The 21,274-nt window shown below is 69.0% G+C and carries 21 protein-coding genes; 18 read left to right on the top strand and 3 right to left on the bottom strand.

The window, feature by feature from the left end:
- Positions 1-7 precede the first annotated feature (7 nt).
- The 4 genes from ROJ8625_RS11175 to pheS all read left to right on the top strand — a co-directional run bounded on the left by ROJ8625_RS11175 (position 8) and on the right by pheS (position 4,697).
- Entirely contained in the window at positions 8-1,498 is a 1,491-nt protein-coding gene (locus ROJ8625_RS11175) for an NAD(P)(+) transhydrogenase (Re/Si-specific) subunit beta (RefSeq protein WP_085791983.1), read from the top strand.
- Positions 1,499-1,854: 356 nt separating this feature from the next.
- On the top strand, positions 1,855-2,058 hold the full coding sequence (locus tag ROJ8625_RS11170; RefSeq protein WP_085791982.1) for a hypothetical protein: 204 nt from the start codon (positions 1,855-1,857) through the stop codon (positions 2,056-2,058).
- A 178-nt stretch (positions 2,059-2,236) separates the two neighbouring features.
- Positions 2,237-3,535 (top strand): DUF3422 family protein, encoded by a 1,299-nt coding sequence (locus ROJ8625_RS11165; protein ID WP_085791981.1) that lies wholly within the window; start codon positions 2,237-2,239, stop codon positions 3,533-3,535.
- A gap of 88 nt (positions 3,536-3,623) precedes the next feature.
- Positions 3,624-4,697 carry a phenylalanine--tRNA ligase subunit alpha gene (pheS, locus tag ROJ8625_RS11160; protein ID WP_085791980.1) on the top strand — a complete coding sequence of 358 codons (1,074 nt, stop codon included), beginning with the start codon at positions 3,624-3,626 and terminating at the stop codon, positions 4,695-4,697.
- Positions 4,698-4,736: 39 nt separating this feature from the next.
- Here pheS and ROJ8625_RS11155 read toward each other — a convergent pair whose 3' ends face one another.
- Complete coding sequence (locus ROJ8625_RS11155) at positions 4,737-5,618, bottom strand: glycosyltransferase family 2 protein (RefSeq protein ID WP_159456757.1); 882 nt, start codon at positions 5,616-5,618, stop codon at positions 4,737-4,739.
- A 174-nt stretch (positions 5,619-5,792) separates the two neighbouring features.
- Here ROJ8625_RS11155 and ROJ8625_RS11150 point away from each other — a divergent pair, with 174 nt between their 5' ends.
- The 5 genes from ROJ8625_RS11150 (at position 5,793) to ROJ8625_RS11130 (ending at position 10,362) form a co-directional block, all read left to right on the top strand.
- Positions 5,793-6,554, top strand: coding sequence for a methyltransferase domain-containing protein (locus ROJ8625_RS11150; protein ID WP_085791978.1), 762 nt, complete (start codon positions 5,793-5,795; stop codon positions 6,552-6,554).
- A 32-nt stretch (positions 6,555-6,586) separates the two neighbouring features.
- Complete coding sequence (locus ROJ8625_RS11145; protein WP_085791977.1) at positions 6,587-6,877, top strand: YrhK family protein; 291 nt, start codon at positions 6,587-6,589, stop codon at positions 6,875-6,877.
- A gap of 84 nt (positions 6,878-6,961) precedes the next feature.
- Positions 6,962-9,358, top strand: a complete 2,397-nt coding sequence (gene pheT / locus ROJ8625_RS11140) for a phenylalanine--tRNA ligase subunit beta (protein WP_085791976.1) — start codon at positions 6,962-6,964, stop codon at positions 9,356-9,358.
- A gap of 62 nt (positions 9,359-9,420) precedes the next feature.
- Complete coding sequence (locus tag ROJ8625_RS11135) at positions 9,421-9,849, top strand: hypothetical protein (protein WP_085791975.1); 429 nt, start codon at positions 9,421-9,423, stop codon at positions 9,847-9,849.
- A gap of 63 nt (positions 9,850-9,912) precedes the next feature.
- Entirely contained in the window at positions 9,913-10,362 is a 450-nt protein-coding gene (locus ROJ8625_RS11130) for a YtoQ family protein (protein WP_085791974.1), read from the top strand.
- 7 nt (positions 10,363-10,369) lie between these two features.
- Here the strand turns inward: ROJ8625_RS11130 and hemN are convergent, their stop codons facing one another.
- A complete protein-coding gene (gene hemN, locus ROJ8625_RS11125) occupies positions 10,370-11,716 on the bottom strand; it encodes an oxygen-independent coproporphyrinogen III oxidase (RefSeq protein ID WP_085792420.1) in 1,347 nt (448 codons plus the stop codon).
- Between hemN and fnrL the strand changes: the two genes are divergently transcribed.
- Entirely contained in the window at positions 11,696-12,523 is an 828-nt protein-coding gene (fnrL, locus tag ROJ8625_RS11120) for a transcriptional regulator FnrL (protein WP_085792421.1), read from the top strand. The two genes, hemN and fnrL, sit on opposite strands and share 21 nt — an antisense overlap.
- Positions 12,524-12,666: 143 nt before the next feature.
- Here the strand turns inward: fnrL and ROJ8625_RS11115 are convergent, their stop codons facing one another.
- On the bottom strand, positions 12,667-13,053 hold the full coding sequence (locus ROJ8625_RS11115) for a hypothetical protein (protein ID WP_085791973.1): 387 nt from the start codon (positions 13,051-13,053) through the stop codon (positions 12,667-12,669).
- Positions 13,054-13,275: 222 nt separating this feature from the next.
- Here ROJ8625_RS11115 and ccoN point away from each other — a divergent pair, with 222 nt between their 5' ends.
- The 8 genes from ccoN to ccoS all read left to right on the top strand — a co-directional run bounded on the left by ccoN (position 13,276) and on the right by ccoS (position 21,243).
- Positions 13,276-14,871 carry a cytochrome-c oxidase, cbb3-type subunit I gene (gene ccoN / locus ROJ8625_RS11110; RefSeq protein WP_085792419.1) on the top strand — a complete coding sequence of 532 codons (1,596 nt, stop codon included), beginning with the start codon at positions 13,276-13,278 and terminating at the stop codon, positions 14,869-14,871.
- A 6-nt stretch (positions 14,872-14,877) separates the two neighbouring features.
- Positions 14,878-15,693 carry a cytochrome-c oxidase, cbb3-type subunit II gene (ccoO, locus tag ROJ8625_RS11105; RefSeq protein WP_085791972.1) on the top strand — a complete coding sequence of 272 codons (816 nt, stop codon included), beginning with the start codon at positions 14,878-14,880 and terminating at the stop codon, positions 15,691-15,693.
- Between the two features lie 12 nt (positions 15,694-15,705).
- Positions 15,706-15,930 (top strand): cbb3-type cytochrome c oxidase subunit 3, encoded by a 225-nt coding sequence (locus ROJ8625_RS11100; RefSeq protein ID WP_085791971.1) that lies wholly within the window; start codon positions 15,706-15,708, stop codon positions 15,928-15,930.
- Positions 15,930-16,820 (top strand): cytochrome-c oxidase, cbb3-type subunit III, encoded by an 891-nt coding sequence (gene ccoP, locus ROJ8625_RS11095; protein WP_085791970.1) that lies wholly within the window; start codon positions 15,930-15,932, stop codon positions 16,818-16,820. The genes ROJ8625_RS11100 and ccoP overlap by 1 nt, the downstream gene beginning before the upstream one ends.
- Before the next feature lie 115 nt (positions 16,821-16,935).
- Entirely contained in the window at positions 16,936-18,495 is a 1,560-nt protein-coding gene (gene ccoG / locus ROJ8625_RS11090) for a cytochrome c oxidase accessory protein CcoG (protein ID WP_085791969.1), read from the top strand.
- Positions 18,492-18,941, top strand: coding sequence for a FixH family protein (locus ROJ8625_RS11085; protein WP_085791968.1), 450 nt, complete (start codon positions 18,492-18,494; stop codon positions 18,939-18,941). Before ccoG ends, ROJ8625_RS11085 begins: the two co-directional genes overlap by 4 nt.
- Positions 18,938-21,079: a heavy metal translocating P-type ATPase gene (locus ROJ8625_RS11080; protein ID WP_085791967.1), complete on the top strand. Its 2,142-nt coding sequence runs from the start codon at positions 18,938-18,940 to the stop codon at positions 21,077-21,079. The genes ROJ8625_RS11085 and ROJ8625_RS11080 overlap by 4 nt, the downstream gene beginning before the upstream one ends.
- Positions 21,076-21,243: a cbb3-type cytochrome oxidase assembly protein CcoS gene (gene ccoS, locus ROJ8625_RS11075; protein WP_085791966.1), complete on the top strand. Its 168-nt coding sequence runs from the start codon at positions 21,076-21,078 to the stop codon at positions 21,241-21,243. The genes ROJ8625_RS11080 and ccoS overlap by 4 nt, the downstream gene beginning before the upstream one ends.
- Positions 21,244-21,274 lie beyond the last annotated feature (31 nt).

The raw sequence follows: 21,274 nt of genomic DNA, 5'->3' as shown, positions 1-21,274 counted from the left end.
AGGGTCAATGGACTTCGGATTCACCACCGCGGCCTACGTGGTCGCAGCCGTTCTCTTCATCCTGAGCCTTGGCGGGCTGTCGGGACAGGAAAGCGCCAAGCGCGCGGTCTGGTACGGCGTCGTCGGCATGGCGCTGGCGGTTTTCGCCACGCTCATCGGCCCGGGTGCCGGGCTCTGGTGGCTGTCGATCATCCTGATCGCGGCCGGCGCCGTGCTCGGCGTGATCGTCGCCAAGCGCGTGCAGATGACCGAGATGCCGCAGCTGGTCGCGGCGATGCACTCGCTCGTCGGCCTCGCGGCGGTTTTCGTGGGCTACAACGCCCATATCGAGATCGGGCGCGTGTCGGCGGCGTTCGCGGAGGCGGGCGTGCCGTTTCCGCTCGGGCCCGAGATGGAGGCCGCGGCGATGTCGCAGGCCGTGGCCGAGCAGTTCCGCGGCTTCGCGGCCATCGTCGCGCACAAGACGCAGGCCGAGATCAACGTGCTTCGGCTGGAGCTCTTCCTCGGCGTGTTCATCGGCGCGGTGACCTTCACCGGGTCGGTCGTCGCCTACGGCAAGCTTGCCGGGAAGGTCACCTCCGCGGCGACGAAGCTGCCGGGCGGGCACATCCTCAATGCCACGGCGGCCGTGGTCTCGGTCCTTTGCCTGTTCTGGTACTTCGGCACCGGCGGGATCTTCCCGCTCGTGCTGATGACGGTACTGGCGCTGTTCATCGGCTATCACCTGATCATGGGGATCGGCGGGGCGGACATGCCGGTCGTGGTCTCCATGCTGAACAGCTACTCGGGCTGGGCCGCGGCGGCGATCGGCTTCTCTCTGTCGAACGACCTGCTGATCGTGGTGGGCGCGCTCGTGGGCTCCTCGGGTGCGATCCTGTCCTACATCATGTGCAAGGCCATGAACCGTTCGTTCATCTCGGTGATCCTCGGGGGCTTCGGCGGCAGCCAGGGCCCGGCGGCCGAGGTCGAGGGCGAGCAGGTGGCGATCGACGCCGACGGCGTCGCCCAGGCGCTGGACGAGGCCGACTCGGTCGTCATCGTTCCGGGCTACGGCATGGCGGTGGCGCAGGCGCAGAACAACGTCGCCGAGCTGACCCGCCGCCTGCGCGCGCAGGGCAAGGAGGTGCGCTTTGCCATCCACCCCGTCGCGGGGCGTCTGCCGGGGCACATGAACGTGCTGCTGGCCGAGGCCAAGGTGCCCTACGACATCGTGCTGGAGATGGAGGAGATCAACGACGATTTCCCCGACACCGACGTGGTGATCGTCATCGGCTCGAACGACATCGTGAACCCCGCGGCCCAGGACGATCCGAACTCGCCCATCGCCGGCATGCCGGTTCTCGAGGTCTGGAAGGCCAAGAACGTCTTCGTGTCGAAGCGCGGACAGGGCACCGGTTACTCTGGGATCGAGAATCCGCTCTTTTTCAAGGACAACACGCGAATGTTCTATGGCGACGCGAAGAAGTCGCTGGACGACCTGTTGCAGAAGGTCGCCTGACACCCGCATTCCGTGCCGGTCATCGCGCCGCTCCCGCATGCCGCGGGGGCGGCGTTTTGCGTTTTGCACCCGCGGCATGGGCGCCCTTCCTCGCCTTGCAGGGCCGCACACGGCACCGCGATTCGAGCCCGCGCCGTGCTCGCGCGGCTGTTGCCCACATCCCACAGGACGCTTGCCAAAATGGCGCAGCCGGCGGAGCGCCGGCTGAATGCTGCCGCCTCTCAGGCCATACTCTGCCGAGCACTTTGGTCCGGTCTCGGGCCACGCCTATTTGAGTGATAGCCATTGCGAGCGCCCGGGGATGGGGCGCGTCCGACCCTGAAGGTGCCGATATGATTTCCCACGAAACCCGCTCCATGCGCATCTTTGCCATGGCCACGATCGGGCTACTGCTGGTTGGCATTTCGATGCTGGCCGCCCCCACGATCGGGACATGGTCGGTGCCGCTGGCGATCCTGGCCGCGCTTCTGCTGCTGCGCGCGGTGCTGCTTGCCATCATGCTCGACCGTCCGTCCGCACGCGACCGGCATCTGCCGGAAAAGTCGTCGTTTCATCGCTGACGGGCGCAGGACTCCTGCGCCCGCCCCTCCGGTCTAAGCGCCTGAAATCGCAGGTCCCGCCGCGCTGCGCATACCGCTGCATCCTGACAAGTCCATGATTTTCGGTCGCAATTTCCTTTACGTTGCGGCGCGGGGCGGTATCTAGTCGCCGGCGACGCCTCAAACGACCGGGACAGACATGCCGCCGATTCAGGATCATCCGCTGCGCTACAGGCTGGCCAACGAGCTTCATGCGCGGCCGTTTCCCTCGCTGCAGGTGCCGTGCCGCGCCGTCTATCTCGCGATCAAGAAGCCGCACCAGGCGGCATCGCGCGACAAGTCGCTCGACCTGCAGCACCTGATCGACCTGCTCGATCGCTACGGCACCCAACATCCGCAGCCGGGGGCCACGCACTTCTCCGGCCCGATCGGTCAGCACGTGCTGAAATGGGAACAGCACACCGAGTTCGTCACCTACACGGTCTTTCTCAGGGGGCTGTCGGAGCGGCCGTTCGATCCGGCGGATTTCGACGTCTTCCCGCCCGAATGGCTCGACGCGGCGCCGGGCGTGCGCGTCACCTCGGCGCTCGTTCGCGTGGATGAGCGCGTCGAGGACGATGACACGATCGAGTCGCGCATCGAGGACTGGTTCGTACCCGAGTCGATCGCGGTGAGCGCGGTGCTCGACGATGACGCGATCATCGCGGGCGATTTCCGAATCGATCCGGCCGGGCACCAACGCTTTGCGGTGTTCGCGCGTCCGGGCGTGGGTGAGCGCCGGGTGGGGCGGATCGTCCAGCGACTGACCGAGATCGAGACCTACAAGACGATGTCGATGCTGGGCTTTACCCGGGTGCGCGAGATCTCACCGAAGCTCGGGTATCTCGACGAGGAGCTGTCGACGCTGATGGAGGTGATGACACACGGCACCGGGTCGGCGGAGGATACGCTGAAATCGCTGCTCGCCACGTCGGCGGAGCTCGAGGCGCTGTCGGCGCAGACGTCGTTCCGGCTTGGCGCCACGGGCGCCTACGAGGCGATCGTGGGCCAGCGCATCGAGGTCCTGCGCGAGGCCCGGTGGCAGGGCCGCCAGACCTTCGCGGAGTTCATGACCCGCCGCTACGATCCGGCGATGCGGACGGTGAAATCGACCGAGCGGCGCATCGGCACGATGTCGGGCCGGGCGATGCGCACGTCGGAGCTTCTGCGCACGCGGGTCGAGGTCGAACGCTCGGCTCAGAACCAGCAACTGCTCGAGGGCATGAACCAGCGCGCCGAGATGCAGCTGCGCCTGCAGAAGACGGTCGAAGGCCTGTCGACGGTGGCCATCAGCTACTACGCGGTGTCGCTGGCGGCTTACCTTCTCTACCCGGCGGGCGAGGCGCTGGGCGTGTCGCGCGGCATGCTGACGGCGGCGGTGACGCTGCCGGTGATCCTGGCCGTCTGGTTCCTCGTGCGGCGGGTGCGCGAGTCCGTGGAAAAGCGCGGCGGCGGTTGATCGGCCGCGGCCGGGACCGCGCCGCTTGCAGCCGCGCCGCGGCGCGGCTAGCTAGACGCCGACCCGCACGACCCATCCCGGAGGCTCCATGGACGACCTGCGCGACACTTATCTCGGCCGGATTGCCGAGGCCCGCGACGAGGGCGAGCTCGAGACGCTGCGCGTTGAGGCCGTGGGCAAGAAGGGCGAGGTCAGCCTGAAGATGCGCGAACTGGGCAAGATGAGCCCCGAAGAGCGCCAGGTGATGGGTCCGAAGCTCAACGCGCTCAAGGACGAGATCAACGCCGCGTTGGCCGCCAAGAAGGAAGCGCTGGCCGACGCGGCGCTCGACGAGCGCCTGCGGACGGAGTGGCTCGACGTGACGCTGCCGTCGCGTCCGCGGCGGACCGGGACGATCCACCCGATCAGCCAGGTGACCGAGGAGGTCACGGCGATCTTTGCCGATATGGGCTTCGCGGTGGCGGAAGGGCCGCAGATCGACACCGACTGGTACAATTTCGACGCGCTGAACATCCCCTCGCACCACCCGGCGCGGGCGGAGATGGACACGTTCTACATGCACCGCGCCGAGGGCGACAACCGGCCGCCGCACGTCCTGAGGACGCACACCTCGCCCGTGCAGATCCGGCACATGGAAAAGTTCGGCGCGCCCTGCCGGATCATCGCGCCCGGCCGCGTCTATCGCGCGGACTACGACCAGACCCACACGCCGATGTTCCACCAGGTCGAGGGATTGGCCCTCGACAAGGACATCTCGATGGCGAACCTCAAGTGGGTGCTGGAGGCGTTCTTTGCCGCGTTCTTCGAGGTGGACGGCATCAAGACGCGGTTCCGCGCCTCTCACTTCCCGTTCACCGAACCTTCGGCCGAGGTCGACATCCAGTGTTCGTGGGAGGGCGGCCAGCTCAAGATCGGCGAGGGCGACGGCTGGCTCGAGGTTCTGGGCTCCGGCATGGTCCACCCCAAGGTGCTCGAGGCCGGGGGCGTGGATCCGAACGCGTGGCAGGGTTTCGCCTTTGGCATGGGGATCGACCGGATCGCGATGCTGAAATACGGCATCCCCGACCTGCGGGCGTTCTTCGACAGCGACCTGCGTTGGCTGCGGCACTACGGCTTTTCGGCGCTGAGCGTCCCGACGCTGCATGGCGGGCTGTCGGGCTGACCTTCGCCGGCGGCGCGTCGCGCCGCCGTTGCGCTCCGCTCAGACGACGTCGGCGCCGGAAAACCGCTCGGGCAGCTTGAAGAGCTCCGGCACCTCGATCCTGTCGAAGTGATAGAGCCCGTGCGAGCGCTCGCGCCAGCTCGCGCGCATCGCCTCGCGGATGGGCGCGAGGTCGAAATCCTCGCGCACCGGCCGGGCCTCGAACGCGGCGAACGTTTCCTCGTCGCGGCGCTTGTCGGCGAACCACTGGGGGTTGGTGCGGACGGTACCGCTGCCGGCCCTCTGCTGCTCGGCGATGAAGGCGTTGCGGCGGTTTGCGGTGTCCACGAAGAGCGACCAGTCGCAGTACTTCATGTGGAAGAGGTAGAGCTCGTCGGGCATGTCGAGCTTCGGGTGATCGGCGAAGTGACCCCCGCGCGACAGCTTGACGCCGCGCGACAGGATGCAGGGCTTGGCGTACCATAGCGCCACCTGCGCGTGGCGCCGGGGCCCGAGAATGCCGTCGGCGATGCCGTCGGGCTCCTCGCTCCGGCGGTGGACGATCTCGAAGCCGAACGCGGTATAGACCGTGCGCTGGCGCGCGGTCTCGAGCCACTGGCGCAGGTCGAGCCCGGTCGCGGGATCGATCACCACGAACTCGTCCACGTCGACGACGATGACGTGGTGATACCATTGCCGCAGCGCATCCTTCAGGTGGTTCTTGGTGCGCCAGTGCAGCATGGTGAAGCGGTCGGTCTCGAACTCCGGCACCGGCACGATGCTGCAGCCGGCGGCGACGTCGCGCACCATGTCGGTGTCGCCGTGGCTGATGATGTAGATTGCGCGCCGTCCGAAGAGACCGCCGTAATAGTCGACGAAGCGCCGCAGCAGCACCTCGTCGTCCCGGCAGATCGTCACCACTGCCACTCGTGTATCGCCCATGTCGTGTCCCGTTCGGGGCTCCCTGTCCTCGTCGGCGGATCTATGGCGCATCACTGGCGCGTTGATAAGCGCGGCGCTTCAGCCACGCTTGCGAGCGTGGCGTCGCGGGGACATTTGCGTTTCGGGGCGGTTCGGCGATGCTGCGCACGAATGCGCATCAGGCGGAGCCCGCAGATGACCGACTACTCCGGTATGTTCAAGAACCACGACGCCCAGACCGAGCGGCGCCTCGCGTCGGCGCGTCGGATGCGCGACGTGGTGTGCGCCGACATGGAGATCGGGTCGCTCGTCGACGTGGGCTGCGGCAAGGGGTACCTGCTCGCCGCGTTCGCCGATGCCGGAATCGCCGTGCGCGGGATCGAGGGGCCCTGGATCGACAACGAGGAGACCGCGCACCCGCGCGAGGATTATCGCGTGCACGATCTCGAGCAGCCGCTGGCGGAGGATCGGCGCTATGATCTCTGCGCCTGTCTCGAAGTCGCGGAGCATTTGTCGCCCGGGCGCGGGCGGGGCTTGGTGGCCGATCTCTGCGCGCTGTCGGACCGTATCCTGTTTTCGGCCGCGGTGCCGGGGCAGGGCGGTGTCGGGCACGTGAATTGCCGCTGGCAGGGCGACTGGGCCGAGGACTTCGCGGCCGCCGGATACCGCTGCTACGACGCCTACCGGGCGCGCTTTGCGGCGAGCCCGGAGGTCCTGTCGTGGTTCGCGCAGAACACGCTGCTGTTCATCCGCGACGGCGCGGATGTCCCCGAGCGGATCGCGCCGTTCGAGATCGCGCCGGAGGCGGCGAGCCTCGTGCGCCCCGGGCTTTACGAAGAGAAGCGCCGCAAGGGCCGGCAGCGCGCGCGCAAGTTCCGCCAGCGCGCCGAGGCCGCCGAAGCGGAACTGGCCCGCGCCGACGCGGGGAGCGCGGGCGGGCCCGGGCGGCCGGCTTGACGCGCGCCGCGGCGGCCTGAGACAGACACGTCATGCGCCTTTTCCGTCACGCCACTCGCCAGAGCACGGCCCGGACCCGCCGGCTCTACGCGCGCTACGAGCTGGCGCACACGCTGGTCGATTTCCTGGCCGCGATCCTGTTTCTCGTCGGCTCCGTCCTGTTCTTCTGGAGCGCGCTCGAAACCGCGGCGATCTGGTGTTTCGTGTTCGGGTCGGTGTTTTTTTGCGTGAAGCCAAGCCTGCGGCTGGCGCGCGAGGTGCACATGTACCGGATCGGCCGGATCCAGGACCTGGCCGAGGCAGAGCGCAACAGCCTCGACTAGCGCGCGTGCGCCGGGCTCTTTTCCCGCTCGGACCGATCCGCTAGGACAGCCGCGACCCGACCAGACCGACCTGAGGCGCGCCCCATGAAGTTCACATTGTCCTGGCTCAAGGATCACCTCGACACGACCGCGAGCGTCGACGAGATCGCGGAGGCGCTGACCGATCTCGGGCTCGAGGTCGAGGGCGTCGAGAACCCCGGCGAGCGGCTTCGCGACTTTACCATCGGCAAGGTCATCGCGGCGGAGAAGCATCCGGATGCCGACAAGCTGAAGGTCTGCCGGGTGATGACCGACACGGGCGAGACCCAGATCATCTGCGGCGCGCCCAACGCGCGCGACGGGATCACCGTCGTCGTCGCGAGACCCGGCACCTACGTGCCCGGCATCGATACCACCATCCAGGTCGGCAAGATCCGCGGCGTCGAGAGTCACGGCATGATGTGCTCCGAGCGCGAGATGGAACTGTCGGAGGAGCATGACGGCATCATCGAGCTGCCCTCTGGCGAGGTCGGGCAGCGGTTTTCGGACTGGCTGGCGCAGAACGATCCCGCCAAGGTCGATCCGGTGATCGAGATCGCGATCACGCCGAACCGGCCCGACGCTCTGGGCGTGCGCGGCGTCGCGCGCGACCTGGCGGCGCGGGGGCTCGGCACGATGAAGCCGCGTGACTGTGACCCCGTGCCGGGCACCTTCGACAGCCCGGTCGGCGTGACGATCGACGACGATGCACGCGACGCCTGCCCGGTCTTCTACGGACGGTTGATCCGAGGCGTGAAGAACGGCCCATCGCCCGCGTGGCTGCAGCAGGCGCTGAAGGCGATCGGCCTGCGACCGATCTCGTTCCTCGTCGATGTGACCAACTTCTTCACCTACGACCGGAATCGCCCGCTGCACGTCTTCGACGCCGACAAGGTGAGCGGCGATCTTCGCGTGCATCTCGCCGCGGGGGGCGAGACGCTCGCCGCGCTCGACGAACGGACCTACACGCTCGCGCCCGGGATGGTCGTCATCTCCGACGACAGCGGGCCCGAGAGCCTCGGCGGGATCATGGGCGGCGAGGCGACCGGCGTCACAGACGAGACCGTGAACGTGTTCCTCGAGGCCGCGTATTTCGATCCGGTGCGCACGGCGCATACGGGTCGCGCGCTCAAGATCAACTCCGACGCGCGCTACCGCTTCGAGCGCGGGATCGATCCGGAGTGGACGCCGCACGGCATCGAGCACGCGACCCGCATGATCCTCGACCATGCCGGGGGCGAGGCGAGCCACGTGATCGTTGCAGGCGCGATCCCCGACCATTCCCGCGCCTACCGGCTCGACACCCGGCGCTGCTCCAGCCTCGTCGGGATGGACATCCCGGCCGAGACCCAGCGTGCGACGCTGACCGCGCTCGGGTTTGAGATGGACGGCGACATGGCGAAGGTGCCGCCGTGGCGCCCCGACGTGATGGGCGAGGCCGACCTGGTGGAGGAGGTGGCGCGGATCGCATCGCTGACCAAGCTCGAGGGCAAGCCCATGCCGCGCGTCGACACCGGCGTGCCGCGGCCGATCCTGTCGCCGCTGCAGAAGCGCGAGCAGGTGGCGCGGCGCACGGTCGCCACGCTCGGCTACAATGAATGCGTGACCTACTCGTTCATCGACCGCCGCGCGGCGGAGTTGTTCGGCGGAGGTGGCGACGCGACGATGCTCGCCAACCCGATCTCTTCGGAGATGAGCCACATGCGGCCGTCGCTGCTGCCCGGGCTCTTGCAGGCGGCGGCGCGGAACCAGGCGCGCGGTGCGGCGGACCTCGCGCTGTTCGAGCTGGGCTACGCGTTCTCGGGCGGCGAGCCGGGCGAGCAGGCGCTGGAGCTTGCGGGCCTCGTCGTCGGTCGCACCGCGCCCAAGGACGTGCATGGCGGCGCGCGCGCGGCCGATACCTTCGATGCCAAGGCCGATGCCGAGGCGGTGCTGTCCGCGATGGGCGCGCCCTCCAAGATGCAGGTGCAGCGCGGCGCCGAGGCGTGGTGGCACCCTGGCCGGCATGGCCGGCTGTGCCTCGGGCCGAAGAAGGTGCTCGCCACTTTCGGCGAAGTCCATCCGAAGATCCTGCAGGCCTTCGACGTGAAGGGGCCGGCGGTCGCCTTTGTCGTGCATCCCGCCGAGGTTCCGATGCCGAAGGCGCAGCGGACCACGCGCCCGGCGCTCGAGATGTCGGACTTCCAGCCGGTGGAGCGCGATTTCGCCTTCGTCGTCGATGCCGATGTCGCCGCGCTCGACCTGGTCAACGCCGCGGCGGGGGCCGACAAGGCCCTGATCGAGGACGTCCGCGTGTTCGACGAGTTCGTCGGCGGCAGCCTCGGCGATGGCAAGAAATCCCTGGCCCTGACCGTGAGGCTTCAGCCGCGCGAGGCGACCCTGAAGGAAAAGGAGATCGAGGCGGTGGCCGCGAAGATCGTGGAGAAGGTGACGAAGGCCACCGGGGCCACGCTGCGCGGCTGACGGCTCGTCTCGCGTACCGAAAGCTGCTAGGCTCCGGGTCGATTTGATCCGGAGCCTTTTCCATGCGTGTCATTGCTGGTCTGCTTGCCGCTGTCGTCATCTGCGCCGATCCTCCCGGGGCGTCTGCCCAAAGCTCGAACGCGGCGCGCTACCTTCTCGAACAGGAACTGTCGGCCGCCTGCACCGGCATTGATGGTCGGGCGCGGCTCGACGGCGGGCTGGTCGAGCGCGATCTCGACGGGGACGGGCGGCAGGATCTGCTGATCTCGCACGAGGGCATCGTCTGCGGCCAAACCAGGCGCAGCGGCTTCTGCGGCGCGCAGGTCTGCTCGGTGAAGATCTGGCTGCGGCGCGGCGACCTTCTCGAACTCGAAACCGAGTTTCTCGGCGGCGGCATCACGGTGGGCACGGGGGCCCGGCCGACGATCTCGGGCTTCGGGCAGGGCGGCAAGGGCTGGACCACTCGTTGGGACGGCACCGCGTTTCGCTGACGGCTTGGCCCGGCGGGCCGGCCGCGATACCTCGTGGGGCATCGTTCAGCGAAAGGGATTGTCATGGGCCTCAACGTCTACCTCTCCGGTGAGATTCACACTGACTGGCGCGACCAGATCATCGACGGGGCGCAGGGCCTCGACGTGACGTTCTCGGGGCCGGTGACGGATCACGCGGCCTCGGACGATTGCGGGGTCGCGATCCTCGGTGCCGAGGACCGGAAATACTGGCACGACCACAAGGGCGCGATGGTCAACGCGCTGCGCACACGCAAGGGTATCGCCGATGCCGATATCGTGGTGGTGCGCTTCGGCACGCAGTACAAGCAGTGGAACGCGGCCTTCGATGCCGGCTACGCCAGCGCGCTGGGCAAGTCGCTGATCATCCTTCAGCCCGAGGAGCACGACCACGCGCTCAAGGAGGTCGATGCCGCCGCGCTCGCGGTCGCGCGCGAACCCGCGCAGGTCGTGGACATCCTGCGCTACGTGCTGACCGACGCGCTGCCCGGCTGAGCCGGGCTCAGCTCGCCTGGCTGTAGAGGTTCGCGGACGGCGCGAAGCCCGGATCGAAATGCGCGGCCACGAGGCGCAGCGCGGCGGGCCGACCGACGCGCAGCACTTCGCCCTCGAGCGTGCCGACCCCCGGCAGGTCCGCGAGCGCGGCGCGCGCCAGCGTCAGGAGCGGCACCAGCGGCTGATCGTGGCGCTCCGCCATCGCGGCGAGATCCACGCGCGCGTCGCACATGATCCGTTCGATGATATCGGCTGTCATGCGTTCGTCGCGGGTGAGGGCATGGCCGCGCACCGTACCGAGCATGCCCTCGGCGATCCGCGCCTGCCACGCCCCGGTCGCCGGCGCGTTCTGCGCGAATCCTTCGGCGTAGCGCGAGATCGACGAGGGGCCGAGCCCGATGAGCGTCGGCGCGCGATCGGTCGTGTAGCCCTGGAAATTGCGGCGCAGCGTGCCGGCCGCGGCGGCATGCGCCATGGCGTCGTCCGGCAGAGCGAAGTGATCGATGCCGATCTCGCGGTATCCCGCGGCGACGAGCATTTCGCGCGCGCGGGCGGCGAGCGCGATCCGCTCGACCGGCAGGGGCAGGGCGTCTTCGGGGATCATGCGCTGGCGCCGGGCCATCCAAGGCACGTGCGCGTAGCCGAAGAGCGCGAGCCGGTCGGGCCGCAGATCGAGCACCGTCTCGAGCGTGGCGGCGATCCGGGCCTCTGTCTGGTGCGGCAGGCCGTAGACCAGATCGACGTTGAGGCTTTCGATGCCGCGGGCCCGGGCGCCGTCGACCACCGCGCGGGTGGCGGCGACGCTCTGTTCGCGGCCGATGGCGGCCTGCACGATGGGGTCGAAGTCCTGCACCCCGAGCGACGCGCGCGTCGTGCCGAGCGCGGCCAGCGCAGAGAGGCGCGCCTCGTCGCATTCGACAGGGTCGATCTCGACCGAGATTTCCGCGTCGTTGGTGAAGGTGAAGGCGCCGTGGAGCAGTTCCGACAGGCGCGCGATGCGGTCGGGCGACAGGATGGTCGGTGTTCCGCCGCCGAGATGCAGCGCGCCGGCGGTCACGTCGCGCGGCAAGCGCGCGGCGACCATCGCGGCCTCGAGATCGAGATGATCGAGGAACCGGTCGAGCGGGGCATCGGCGGTGGTGCCCTGCGTCCGGCAGGCGCAGAACCAGCAGAGCCTGCGGCAGAAGGGCACGTGAACGTAGACCGAGATCGGCGCGTCGGTCGCGACCGCGCCGAGCCAGTCTCCAGACTGGTTCGGGCCGACGTCGGCAGAGAACCGGTTGGCCGGCGGATAGCTCGTGTAGCGCGGAACCCGAGCGTCGAGCAGGGCGGAATGGAGCGGATCATCGGTCATGACGTGGAGATGCGCGATGCGCGCGCCTGTCGCCTTGATGCAGATCAAGGGCGATTGTATTGTTTTCGCATGACCATCCAGTTGAGTGCGAATTCCTGCAGTTCCTGCCCCATTCGACACCGCGCCGTGTGCGCGGAGTGCGAAGTGGACGAGCTCGCGATTCTGGAACAGGCAAAATCCTACCGTACTGTGGAGCGCGGCACGATGCTGGCCGAGGCCGGTGAGCCGCTGGATCACCTGTCGTCGGTGGTAAGCGGCTGTGCAACGATGTCGCGCAGCTTTGCCGACGGCCGGCGGCAGATGGTGGGGCTTCTTCTGCCGTCCGATTTCATCGGCCGGCCCGGCCGGGCGGTGTCGCCCTACAACATCGAGGCGGCGAGCGAGGTCACGCTCTGCCGGTTCGAGCGGCGGACGTTCGAGCAGTTGATGGACCGGTCGCCCAACATCGCGCACCGCATGCTTGTGATGACGCTCGACGAACTCGACGCCGCGCGCGACTGGGCCGTTGTCCTCGGCCGGATGAGCGCGCGGGAGAAAGTCATCAACTTCATCGTGAACCTGGCCCGGCGCGAGGCGGCGGCCCACGACGGCACGGTGGCGGAGGGTCCCGTCCAGCTTCACCTGCCGCTGTCGCGCGAGACGATCGCGGACTACCTCGGGCTGACGATCGAGACGACGAGCCGCCAGTTCTCGGCACTGCGCCGCGACGGCCTGATCGAGACGCCCTCCGCGCGGGAGGTCCGGATTCCCGATTTCGCGCGCCTCGCGCTCGAGATCGATGACGATGACGGCGGCGTCATCAGCTGACAGCCTTCGCGCACGGCGCTGACGTCTGACATTCCGCAAGCGGACGGCTGCGCGCGCAGCGCCATCGACTGATCCGCGTCGCGCGTTTTGGTTTAGAAAAGCAGTCGGTGCGGAGGGCTTGTTGAGCCAACGCGCGGCACGGCTCAGGCGTGCGACGGCACCGCCGCGATGCGCAAATCCGACAGGGCGCGGCCGAGCGCGTGGGCCGGGCGCTGCAGGCCGGGGCCCATGATCTCGGCCCTCAGGCGCGCGGTCTGGTTCCGCTCGATCAGTCCGGCGATGCGCGACGCCTCGAACCGCAGCGCGGCATGTGCGGCGAGCGCCGCGCGGGCGGGCGGCGTCGCGGCCATCGCCGGGGTCTGCGTGACCTCGGACAGAAGAGAGGCGACATCGTCCGCCGGCGCGCGCACGAGGCGCAGCAGGCGCTCTTCGGGCGCACCGGCCTGCGCCGCCCCGGTGAGCGCCGCCTGCCAGCGCGCATGCGCCGCGCGCGCCCGCCGAAGCCGCCGATCGAGTTGCCTGCGGTCCATCCCGAATCATCGCTGCCCATGCACCGGGATCCGTATGCGTCGCGCGAGTTTCCGTAGAGTTAATCCGGTCTTGCGCGCGAATCGCGTGCCCAGGCCACGTCTCTTTCCGGGCTGCACGGCGCCCAGTTGATGCAGATCAAGGCGAGCGCCCCGCTGAATCATGTCTACGGGCCCCAGATCCCGCCAGCCATGGCGGTCATTCAACGTGGGGACAGCACAGACATGAACATCTTGCGCATGGTCATTTACGGGCTGATCGTCCTCTTCGCCGCGATCGCGGCGGATTGGGGGCGCGATCTGGCCTACAGCGTCCACGCGGTCATCGTCATGGTGGTCGCGGCCGGACTGCTCCTTTGGGAAATTCGCAGCTACGACGACGCGAGGGTTCCCGTCGACACGACGGGCTACATGGACGGCCCGATCCGCGCCGGCGTCATCGCGACGGCATTCTGGGGCATCGCTGGGTTCCTGGCCGGGACGTTCATCGCGTTCCAGCTGGCCTTCCCGGTGCTGAACTTCGACTGGTCCGAGGGCTACGCCAACTTCGGGCGGCTGCGGCCGCTGCATACCTCGGCGGTGATCTTCGCCTTCGGCGGCAATGCCCTGATCGCCACGTCCTTCTATGTCGTGCAGCGCACCAGCGCGGCGCGGCTCTGGGGCGGCAACCTCGCGTGGTTCGTGTTCTGGGGCTACCAGCTCTTCATCGTGCTGGCCGCGACCGGCTACCTTCTGGGCTCGACCCAGTCGAAGGAATACGCCGAGCCCGAATGGTACGTCGACATCTGGCTGACGCTCGTCTGGGTCGCCTACCTGGCGGTGTTCCTCGGCACGATCATCAAGCGCCGCGAGCCGCACATCTACGTCGCGAACTGGTTCTTCCTCGCGTTCATCGTGACCGTCGCAATGCTGCACGTGGTCAACAACCTGTCGATCCCGGTGTCGATCTGGGGCTCCAAGAGCGTGCAGGTCTTCGCCGGCGTTCAGGATGCGATGACCCAGTGGTGGTACGGCCACAACGCGGTCGGCTTCTTCCTGACGGCGGGCTTCCTCGGCATGATGTACTACTTCGTGCCGAAGCAGGCCGAACGGCCGATCTACAGCTACAAGCTGTCGATCATCCACTTCTGGGCGCTGATCTTCCTCTACATCTGGGCGGGGCCGCACCACCTGCACTACACCGCGCTGCCGGACTGGGCCGCGACGCTGGGCATGGTGTTCTCGGTCGTGCTGTGGATGCCCAGCTGGGGCGGCATGATCAACGGCCTGATGACGCTCGAGGGCGCGTGGGACAAGATCCGCACCGACCCGATCATCCGGATGTTCGTCGCGTCGCTCGCCTTCTACGGCATGTCGACCTTCGAAGGCCCGATGATGTCGATCCGCGCCGTCAACAGCCTCAGCCACTACACCGACTGGACCATCGGGCACGTGCATTCCGGCGCGCTCGGCTGGAACGGGCTCATCACCTTCGGCTGCCTCTACTTCCTGACGCCGAAGCTCTGGGGCCGGGCGCAGATGTACTCGATGGCCGCGATCAACTGGCACTTCTGGCTCGCGACCATCGGCATCGTTCTCTACGCCGCGTCGATGTGGGTCACGGGCATCATGGAAGGCCTGATGTGGCGCGAGGTCGATGCCAACGGCTTCCTCGTCAACTCCTTCGCCGACACCGTCGCCGCCAAGTTCCCGATGTACGTGGTGCGCGGTCTGGGCGGGGTCCTCTACCTCAGCGGCGCGCTGATCATGGTCTGGAACATGTGGATGACGATCCGTCAGCCCGAAGCCCGGCCGGTCAACGCCCCCGTGCCTGCGGAGTAAAAACAGATGGCAAACGAAAAAATCACACCCTCCGACCAGGACCCGAACGTCGTGAAGCCGGGTGACGGCGGCATCCCGAACGAGCTGCCGCACCACACCAAGCTGATCGACAAGCACGCGATCCTGGAAAAGAACGCCACGCTTCTGCTGGTCGCGTCGTTCCTCGTGGTCACCATCGGCGGCATCGTCGAGATCGCGCCGCTCTTCTGGCTCGAGAACACGGTGGAGGAAGTGGAGGGCGTGCGCCCGTACTCCCCGCTCGAACTGGCGGGCCGCGACATCTACATCCGCGAGGGCTGCTACGTCTGCCACAGCCAGATGATCCGGCCGATGCGCGACGAGGTGGAGCGCTACGGCCACTACAGCCTGGCGGCGGAGTCGATGTACGACCACCCGTTCCAGTGGGGCTCGAAACGGACGGGGCCCGACCTCGCCCGCGTCGGCGGGCGCTACTCGGACGAGTGGCACGTGGATCACTTCATCGATCCGCAATCGGTGGTCCCCGAAAGCGTCATGCCGAAATACGACTACCTGCTGCGGGCGCCGATCACGGCCGAGTTCATCGACGAGGTCATGGCCACGCACCGCTTTGTCGGCGTGCCCTACACCGACGAGATGATCGAGGTCGCGCAGGCGGACTTCAACGTCCAGGTGGATCCGTTCGGCGACTATGACGGCCTGCTGGAGCGCTATCCCGGCGCGCAGGTGCGCAACTTCGACGGCCAGCCCGAGCTGACCGAGATGGATGCGCTGATCGCCTATCTCCAGATGCTCGGCACCACGGTCGATTTCTCGACCTTCGTGGCCGACGCCAGCCGGTAGGGAGAAGGACGCATGGACACCTATTCGCTGCTGAGACAGTTCGCCGACAGCTGGGCCCTTCTTGCGCTCTTCCTCTTCTTTGTCGGCAGCATCCTGTTCGTCCTGCGGCCCGGAAGCCGCAGGATCCACGAAGCCGCGGCGCGCTCGATCCTGCGGGACGATGCGCGGCCGCCCCGCGACGGCGCGCCCTCGGGCCATGACGCCAGCCGCGACGAAGCCCGCGAGGAGGCCGTGTGATGGCGGACCACAAGCACGACAAGACCCGAAACGCCGAGCCGGAAACCACCGGCCACGAGTGGGACGGGATCCAGGAATACAACAACCCGTTGCCCCGCTGGTGGCTCTGGACCTTCTACGCGACGATCGTGTGGGGCGTGATCTACACGATCCTGTTCCCGGCATGGCCGCTCGTGTCGACCGCGACGGCCGGCGTTCTGGGCTGGTCGACGCGCGATCAGGTCGCGCAGGAGATCCAGGCCGTGGAGGACGCCAACGCCGACATGCGTGCCGGCATCGTCGAGACCGAGCTTGCCCGGCTGCACGAGTCCCCCGAGCTGCACGACTTCGCCGTGAACGCCGGCGCCGCGGTCTTCCGCAACAACTGTTCGCAGTGCCACGGCTCGGGTGCGGCGGGGGCCGAGGGGTATCCCAACCTTCTTGACGACGCGTGGCTCTGGGGCGGGCAGATCGAGCAGATCGCCTACACGGTGCGGCACGGAATCCGCAACGAGGACGACCCCGATGCGCGCTACAGCGAGATGCCGGGCTTCGGCGAGATCCTCGGCGAGGAGGAGATCGACACGCTCGTCGCGCATGTCCGGAGCCTGCCGGACGGCACCGATCCCCTTGCCGGCGAGGGCGGCCAGCTCTTTGCCGACAACTGTGCCGCCTGCCACGGCGAGGACGGCCGCGGGATGCGCGAGCTCGGGGCGCCGAACCTGACCGACGCGATCTGGCTCTACGGCTCGGACGCCGACAGCGTGCGCCAGTCGATCTCCGAGGGACCCTACGGTGTCATGCCGCCCTGGGGCGCACGGCTGGGCGAGGCGGAGGTGCGCGCCGTCGCGGCCTATGTCCACCAGCTTGGCGGGGGCGAGGAAACGCCGGCCGACGCGCCCGCGAACTGACCCTGACGCAAGGTCATGACGGCCGGCGCCGCGTGCGCCGGCCGTGCTTGATTCAGGTCAAGGCCCGGCGGCCGGACCGGTGCGAGAGAGGCCCGAGCACAACAAGGCCAGACACATGAGCGATTCCAGCCAGACCTCCCTCTATGCCGCGCGCGAACCGATCTTTCCGCGCCGCGTGTCCGGCGCGTTCCGCCGGCTCAAGTGGCAGATCATGATCGTCACGCTCGGCATCTACTACGTCACGCCCTGGATCCGCTGGGACCGCGGCGCGAACCTGCCCGACCAGGCCGTTCTGGTCGATCTTGCGAACCGGAGGTTCTTCTTCTTCGGTATCGAGATCTGGCCGCACGAGTTCTATTTCGTCGCCGGCCTGCTGGTGATGGCCGGCCTGGGGCTGTTCCTGTTCACCGCCGCGCTCGGTCGGGTCTGGTGCGGGTATGCCTGCCCGCAGACGGTTTGGACCGACCTCTTCCTCGCGGTGGAGCGGTGGGTCGAGGGCGACCGCAATGCGCGGTTGCGGCTGCACAAGGCGCCGTGGTCGGCGCACAAGGCGCGGCTGCGGGTCACCAAGTGGGCGATCTGGCTGCTGATCGCGGTCGCGACGGGCGGGGCCTGGGTGTTCTACTTCTCCGACGCGCCGACGCTTCTGCGCGATCTGGTGACCTTCCGTGCCGACCCGGTCGCCTACGGCTCGATCGGGGTGCTGACGGCGACGACCTTCATCTTCGGCGGCTTCATGCGCGAGCAGGTGTGCATCTACATGTGCCCGTGGCCGCGCATCCAGGGCGCGATGATGGACGAGGACACGCTGACCGTCGCCTACCGCGACTGGCGCGGAGAGCCGCGCGGCAAGGGGCTGCGGCGGCGCAAGGGCGAAGGCACCACGACGATCGAGGCGCCCGAGGCGACGACGCGCGCCGCCGGCCCCAAGATCGGCGGCCGCTCTCCGGTGATCCCGATGCATTTCGGCGAGACGAAGGCGGTGATCCAGCGGCCGAAATTCTATGGCGACGCGCCGGGCGACTGCATCGATTGCAACGCGTGCGTCAACGTCTGCCCGATGGGCATCGACATCCGCGACGGCCAGCAGATGGCCTGCATCACCTGCGCGCTGTGCATCGACGCCTGCGACGAGGTGATGGAGAAGATCGGCAAGCCGCGCGGCTTGATCGACTATCTCGCGCTGTCGGATGCCCCGCGCGAGCGTGCGGGCGAGACGCCGCGGCCGGCGCGGCAGCACATCCTCAGGCTGCGCAACCTGATCTATTTCGGGCTCTGGTCGCTCTTCGGCGTGGCGCTTCTGGCCGCGCTGCTGCTGCGGCCCGAGATCGAGGCGACGATCGCGCCGATCCGCAACCCGACCTTCGTGACGCTGTCGGACGGGTCGGTCCGCAACGCCTACGACCTGCGCATCCGCAACCGCGCCGCCGAGGCGCGCGAGATGGAAGTGACGCTGTCGGGCGGATCGGGGCTGACCGTGACGCTGGAGAGCGCCGAGACCGGCACTGTCACGGTCCCGGCCGACACCCAGGGGCTCGAGCGGATCTACGTCACCGCCGCGCCCGGCGATCCCGCCGCCACCGCCGAACGCACCGATATCGAGATCCAGGTGCGAGACGTCACTTCGGACGCGACCACCCGCGTCGACACCACCTTCAACGGAGACGACAGATGAGCCAACGCATCCTGACCGGCCGCCATGTCTTCGCGATCTTCGCGCTGGGCTTCGGCACCATCATATCGGTCAACGTGGCGCTTGCCGTGAACGCGGTGCGCACGTTCCCGGGCCTCGAGACCAAGAATTCCTACGTGGCAAGCCAGGTCTACGAGGAGCGCCGCGCCGCGCAGGAGGCGCTGGGCTGGACCGTCGCGGCGACGGGCCAGGACGGCCGGGCAGAGGTCGCGCTGATCGACGCCGCGGGGCGGCCCGCCGAGGTCGCGGCCATGCGCGCGGTGATCGGCCGCGCCACCACCGACGCGGGCGAGCGCGACATGCCTGCCGAGGGGCGCGCGCGCGCCGGCCTCGACATCGCGCCGGGCTACTGGCGGATCGACGTCACGGCCGAGGCGACGGACGGCACCGCGTTCGAGCAGCGCCTGACCCTTCGGGTGACCGAATGACCGCCGCCTGTCCGGCCTGCATCGCCGCCGACGGCATCGGCGAGGAGTCACTCGCGCGCGGCGGCGACAGCGTGCAGCTGCATCTGCCGGACATCCACTGCGCCGCCTGCATCTCGCAGGTCGAGGAGGCGCTGGCGCGGGTGCCCGGCGTGGCGCGCGCGCGGGTCAACCTGACGCTTCGGCGCGCGAGCGTGGAGGGCGCGGCCCTGTCTGCGCCGGCGCTCGTCGCCGCGCTCGCCGCCGCGGGACACCGGGCGCAGGAGCTCGACCAGAGCCTGTTGGCCGGGCAGGGCAGCGAGATGCGCGATCTGCTGATGCGCACGGGCGTCGCGGGATTCGCGATGATGAACGTGATGCTGCTGTCCGTCGCGGTGTGGTCGGGTGCGGCGGACACGACCGCCCAGCTTTTCCACCTGATCTCCGCGGCGATCACCGTGCCGGCCATCGCCTTTTCGGGGCGGCCCTTCTTCGCCTCGGCGCTCGGTGCGCTTCGGCACGGACGGCTCAACATGGACGTGCCGATCTCGATCGCCATCGCGCTTGCCGCCGGCGTGTCGGTGGCCGGTGCGCTGACCGGATCGGACGAGCATCACTGGTTCGACGCGGCGCTGGCACTGACCTTCTTCCTGCTGATCGGGCGCTGCCTGGACCAGGCGGGGCGCCGGGCCGCACGCTCGGCGGCGGCGGAGCTCGCCGCGCTCGATGTGCCGCAGGCGGTTCGCCTGACCGCGGCCGGGCGCGAGGTGGTGAAAGCCGAGCGCCTGACCGCCGGCGACCTGATCGAGCTGAAGCCGGGCGACCGGTTCCCGGCCGACGGACAGGTCGAGACGGGCCGCAGCGATATCGACCGCTCCGCGCTCAATGGCGAAAGCGCGCCCGCGCCGGTCGCTCCCGGTGACGCCGTGCAGGCGGGCGAGGTCAACCTGTCGGGCCTGCTGACCGTGCGCGTCGCGCGCGCGGGCCGCGACACCGCGCTGAGCCGGCTGACCGATCTCGTCGCGACCGCCGAGGCGCAGCGCTCGCGCTATTCCGGCGTCGCCGACAGGGCCGCGCGCGCCTACGCGCCGCTGGTTCATATCCTCAGCGCGGCGGCGTTCGTCTACTGGCTGTGGCTCACGGGCGACGGCTGGCGCGCGCTCGACGTGGCGATCGCGGTCCTCGTCATCACCTGCCCCTGCGCGCTGGGCCTCGCTGTCCCGGCGGTCTCGACGGTGGCGACGGGCCGTCTGTTCCGCCGCGGGCTTCTCGTGAAGTCGCAGACGGCGCTGGAGCGGCTGGCGGAGATCGACGCGGTGGCATTCGACAAGACCGGCACGCTGACAACCGGCGCGGCGCGGCTGACCGGAACTCCGGATCGGGCGGCGCTGGCGCTGGCGGCGGGCCTCGCCGCCGCGTCCCGGCACCCTTATTCCCGCGCCATCCGCGCGGCGGCCGACTCACGTGGCATCGCGCCCCGCGCGGTCGAGGACGCGACCGAGGTGCCGGGCCGCGGCGTCGAGGCGCGGGCCGCGGGGCGGCGCGTGCGGCTCGGCCATCCCGGGTGGCTCGGCTGCGACGGGGAGGGCGTGGCGCTCGACGACGGGCAGGGGACGATCACCCGGTTCGCCTTCGAGGAGGAGCTTCGGCCCGAGGCGCCGGCGCTGATCGCGGCGCTGAAGGCGCGGGGCCTCGACGTGGCGCTTCTGTCTGGGGACGGGCCGGGCGCGGTGGCCGCGGCTGCCGCGCGGCTCGGCATCGACCGTGCCGAGGGCCGGATGACGCCCGAGGACAAGGCCGAATGGCTCGCCGCGCGCGGCGCCGAGGGACGGCGCGTCCTGATGGTGGGCGACGGGCTCAACGACAGCGCGGCGCTTGCCGGCGCGCATGCCTCCCTCGCGCCCGCCTCGGGGCTGGAGGCCGCGCGCTGCCTTGCCGACGTGGTGCTCGTGGGCGATGATCTGGGTGCGGTGAGCGATCTTCTCGACACCGCGAAACGCAGCCTCGGCCGGATGCGGCAGAACATCCTCATCTCGGTCGGATACAACCTGATCGCGGTGCCGGTGGCGCTGGCGGGCCTCGCCTCGCCGTTCCTCGCGGCGCTGGCGATGTCGATCTCGTCGCTGACCGTGACGCTCAACTCCGTGAGGGCGCAGAAATGAACGTTCTCGTCGTGCTCATCCCCGTCTCCGTGGGTCTCGGCCTCGCCGGGCTCGCCGCTTTCGTCTGGACCATGCGGGCGTCGCAATACGACGACCCCGAGGGCGGCGGCGCCCGCATCCTCGACGACCGGTTCGACGACAGCCCGGACGGCGACCGCCGCTGACAGCGCGCCGCCGGGCCGGCCACGGCCCGGT

Origin of the sequence: Roseivivax jejudonensis, from assembly GCF_900172265.1 — a bacterium.
In the GTDB taxonomy this organism is placed as follows: Bacteria; Pseudomonadota; Alphaproteobacteria; order Rhodobacterales; family Rhodobacteraceae; genus Roseivivax; species Roseivivax jejudonensis.
The sequence above is the reverse complement of the archived record's forward strand: the minus strand, read 5'-3'. Positions and strand labels throughout refer to the sequence as shown.

Bases quoted from the DNA above. Each gene is read 5' to 3' on its own strand.
- ROJ8625_RS11175 (WP_085791983.1), top strand. From the start codon at position 8: ATGGACTTCGGATTCACCACCGCGGCCTACGTGGTCGCAGCCGTTCTC.
- ROJ8625_RS11170 (WP_085791982.1), top strand. From the start codon at position 1,855: ATGCGCATCTTTGCCATGGCCACGATCGGGCTACTGCTGGTTGGCATT.
- ROJ8625_RS11165 (WP_085791981.1), top strand. From the start codon at position 2,237: ATGCCGCCGATTCAGGATCATCCGCTGCGCTACAGGCTGGCCAACGAG.
- pheS (WP_085791980.1), top strand. From the start codon at position 3,624: ATGGACGACCTGCGCGACACTTATCTCGGCCGGATTGCCGAGGCCCGC.
- ROJ8625_RS11155 (WP_159456757.1), bottom strand. From the start codon at position 5,618: ATGGGCGATACACGAGTGGCAGTGGTGACGATCTGCCGGGACGACGAG.
- ROJ8625_RS11150 (WP_085791978.1), top strand. From the start codon at position 5,793: ATGACCGACTACTCCGGTATGTTCAAGAACCACGACGCCCAGACCGAG.
- ROJ8625_RS11145 (WP_085791977.1), top strand. From the start codon at position 6,587: ATGCGCCTTTTCCGTCACGCCACTCGCCAGAGCACGGCCCGGACCCGC.
- pheT (WP_085791976.1), top strand. From the start codon at position 6,962: ATGAAGTTCACATTGTCCTGGCTCAAGGATCACCTCGACACGACCGCG.
- ROJ8625_RS11135 (WP_085791975.1), top strand. From the start codon at position 9,421: ATGCGTGTCATTGCTGGTCTGCTTGCCGCTGTCGTCATCTGCGCCGAT.
- ROJ8625_RS11130 (WP_085791974.1), top strand. From the start codon at position 9,913: ATGGGCCTCAACGTCTACCTCTCCGGTGAGATTCACACTGACTGGCGC.
- fnrL (WP_085792421.1), top strand. From the start codon at position 11,696: ATGGAGCGGATCATCGGTCATGACGTGGAGATGCGCGATGCGCGCGCC.
- hemN (WP_085792420.1), bottom strand. From the start codon at position 11,716: ATGACCGATGATCCGCTCCATTCCGCCCTGCTCGACGCTCGGGTTCCG.
- ROJ8625_RS11115 (WP_085791973.1), bottom strand. From the start codon at position 13,053: ATGGACCGCAGGCAACTCGATCGGCGGCTTCGGCGGGCGCGCGCGGCG.
- ccoN (WP_085792419.1), top strand. From the start codon at position 13,276: ATGAACATCTTGCGCATGGTCATTTACGGGCTGATCGTCCTCTTCGCC.
- ccoO (WP_085791972.1), top strand. From the start codon at position 14,878: ATGGCAAACGAAAAAATCACACCCTCCGACCAGGACCCGAACGTCGTG.
- ROJ8625_RS11100 (WP_085791971.1), top strand. From the start codon at position 15,706: ATGGACACCTATTCGCTGCTGAGACAGTTCGCCGACAGCTGGGCCCTT.
- ccoP (WP_085791970.1), top strand. From the start codon at position 15,930: ATGGCGGACCACAAGCACGACAAGACCCGAAACGCCGAGCCGGAAACC.
- ccoG (WP_085791969.1), top strand. From the start codon at position 16,936: ATGAGCGATTCCAGCCAGACCTCCCTCTATGCCGCGCGCGAACCGATC.
- ROJ8625_RS11085 (WP_085791968.1), top strand. From the start codon at position 18,492: ATGAGCCAACGCATCCTGACCGGCCGCCATGTCTTCGCGATCTTCGCG.
- ROJ8625_RS11080 (WP_085791967.1), top strand. From the start codon at position 18,938: ATGACCGCCGCCTGTCCGGCCTGCATCGCCGCCGACGGCATCGGCGAG.
- ccoS (WP_085791966.1), top strand. From the start codon at position 21,076: ATGAACGTTCTCGTCGTGCTCATCCCCGTCTCCGTGGGTCTCGGCCTC.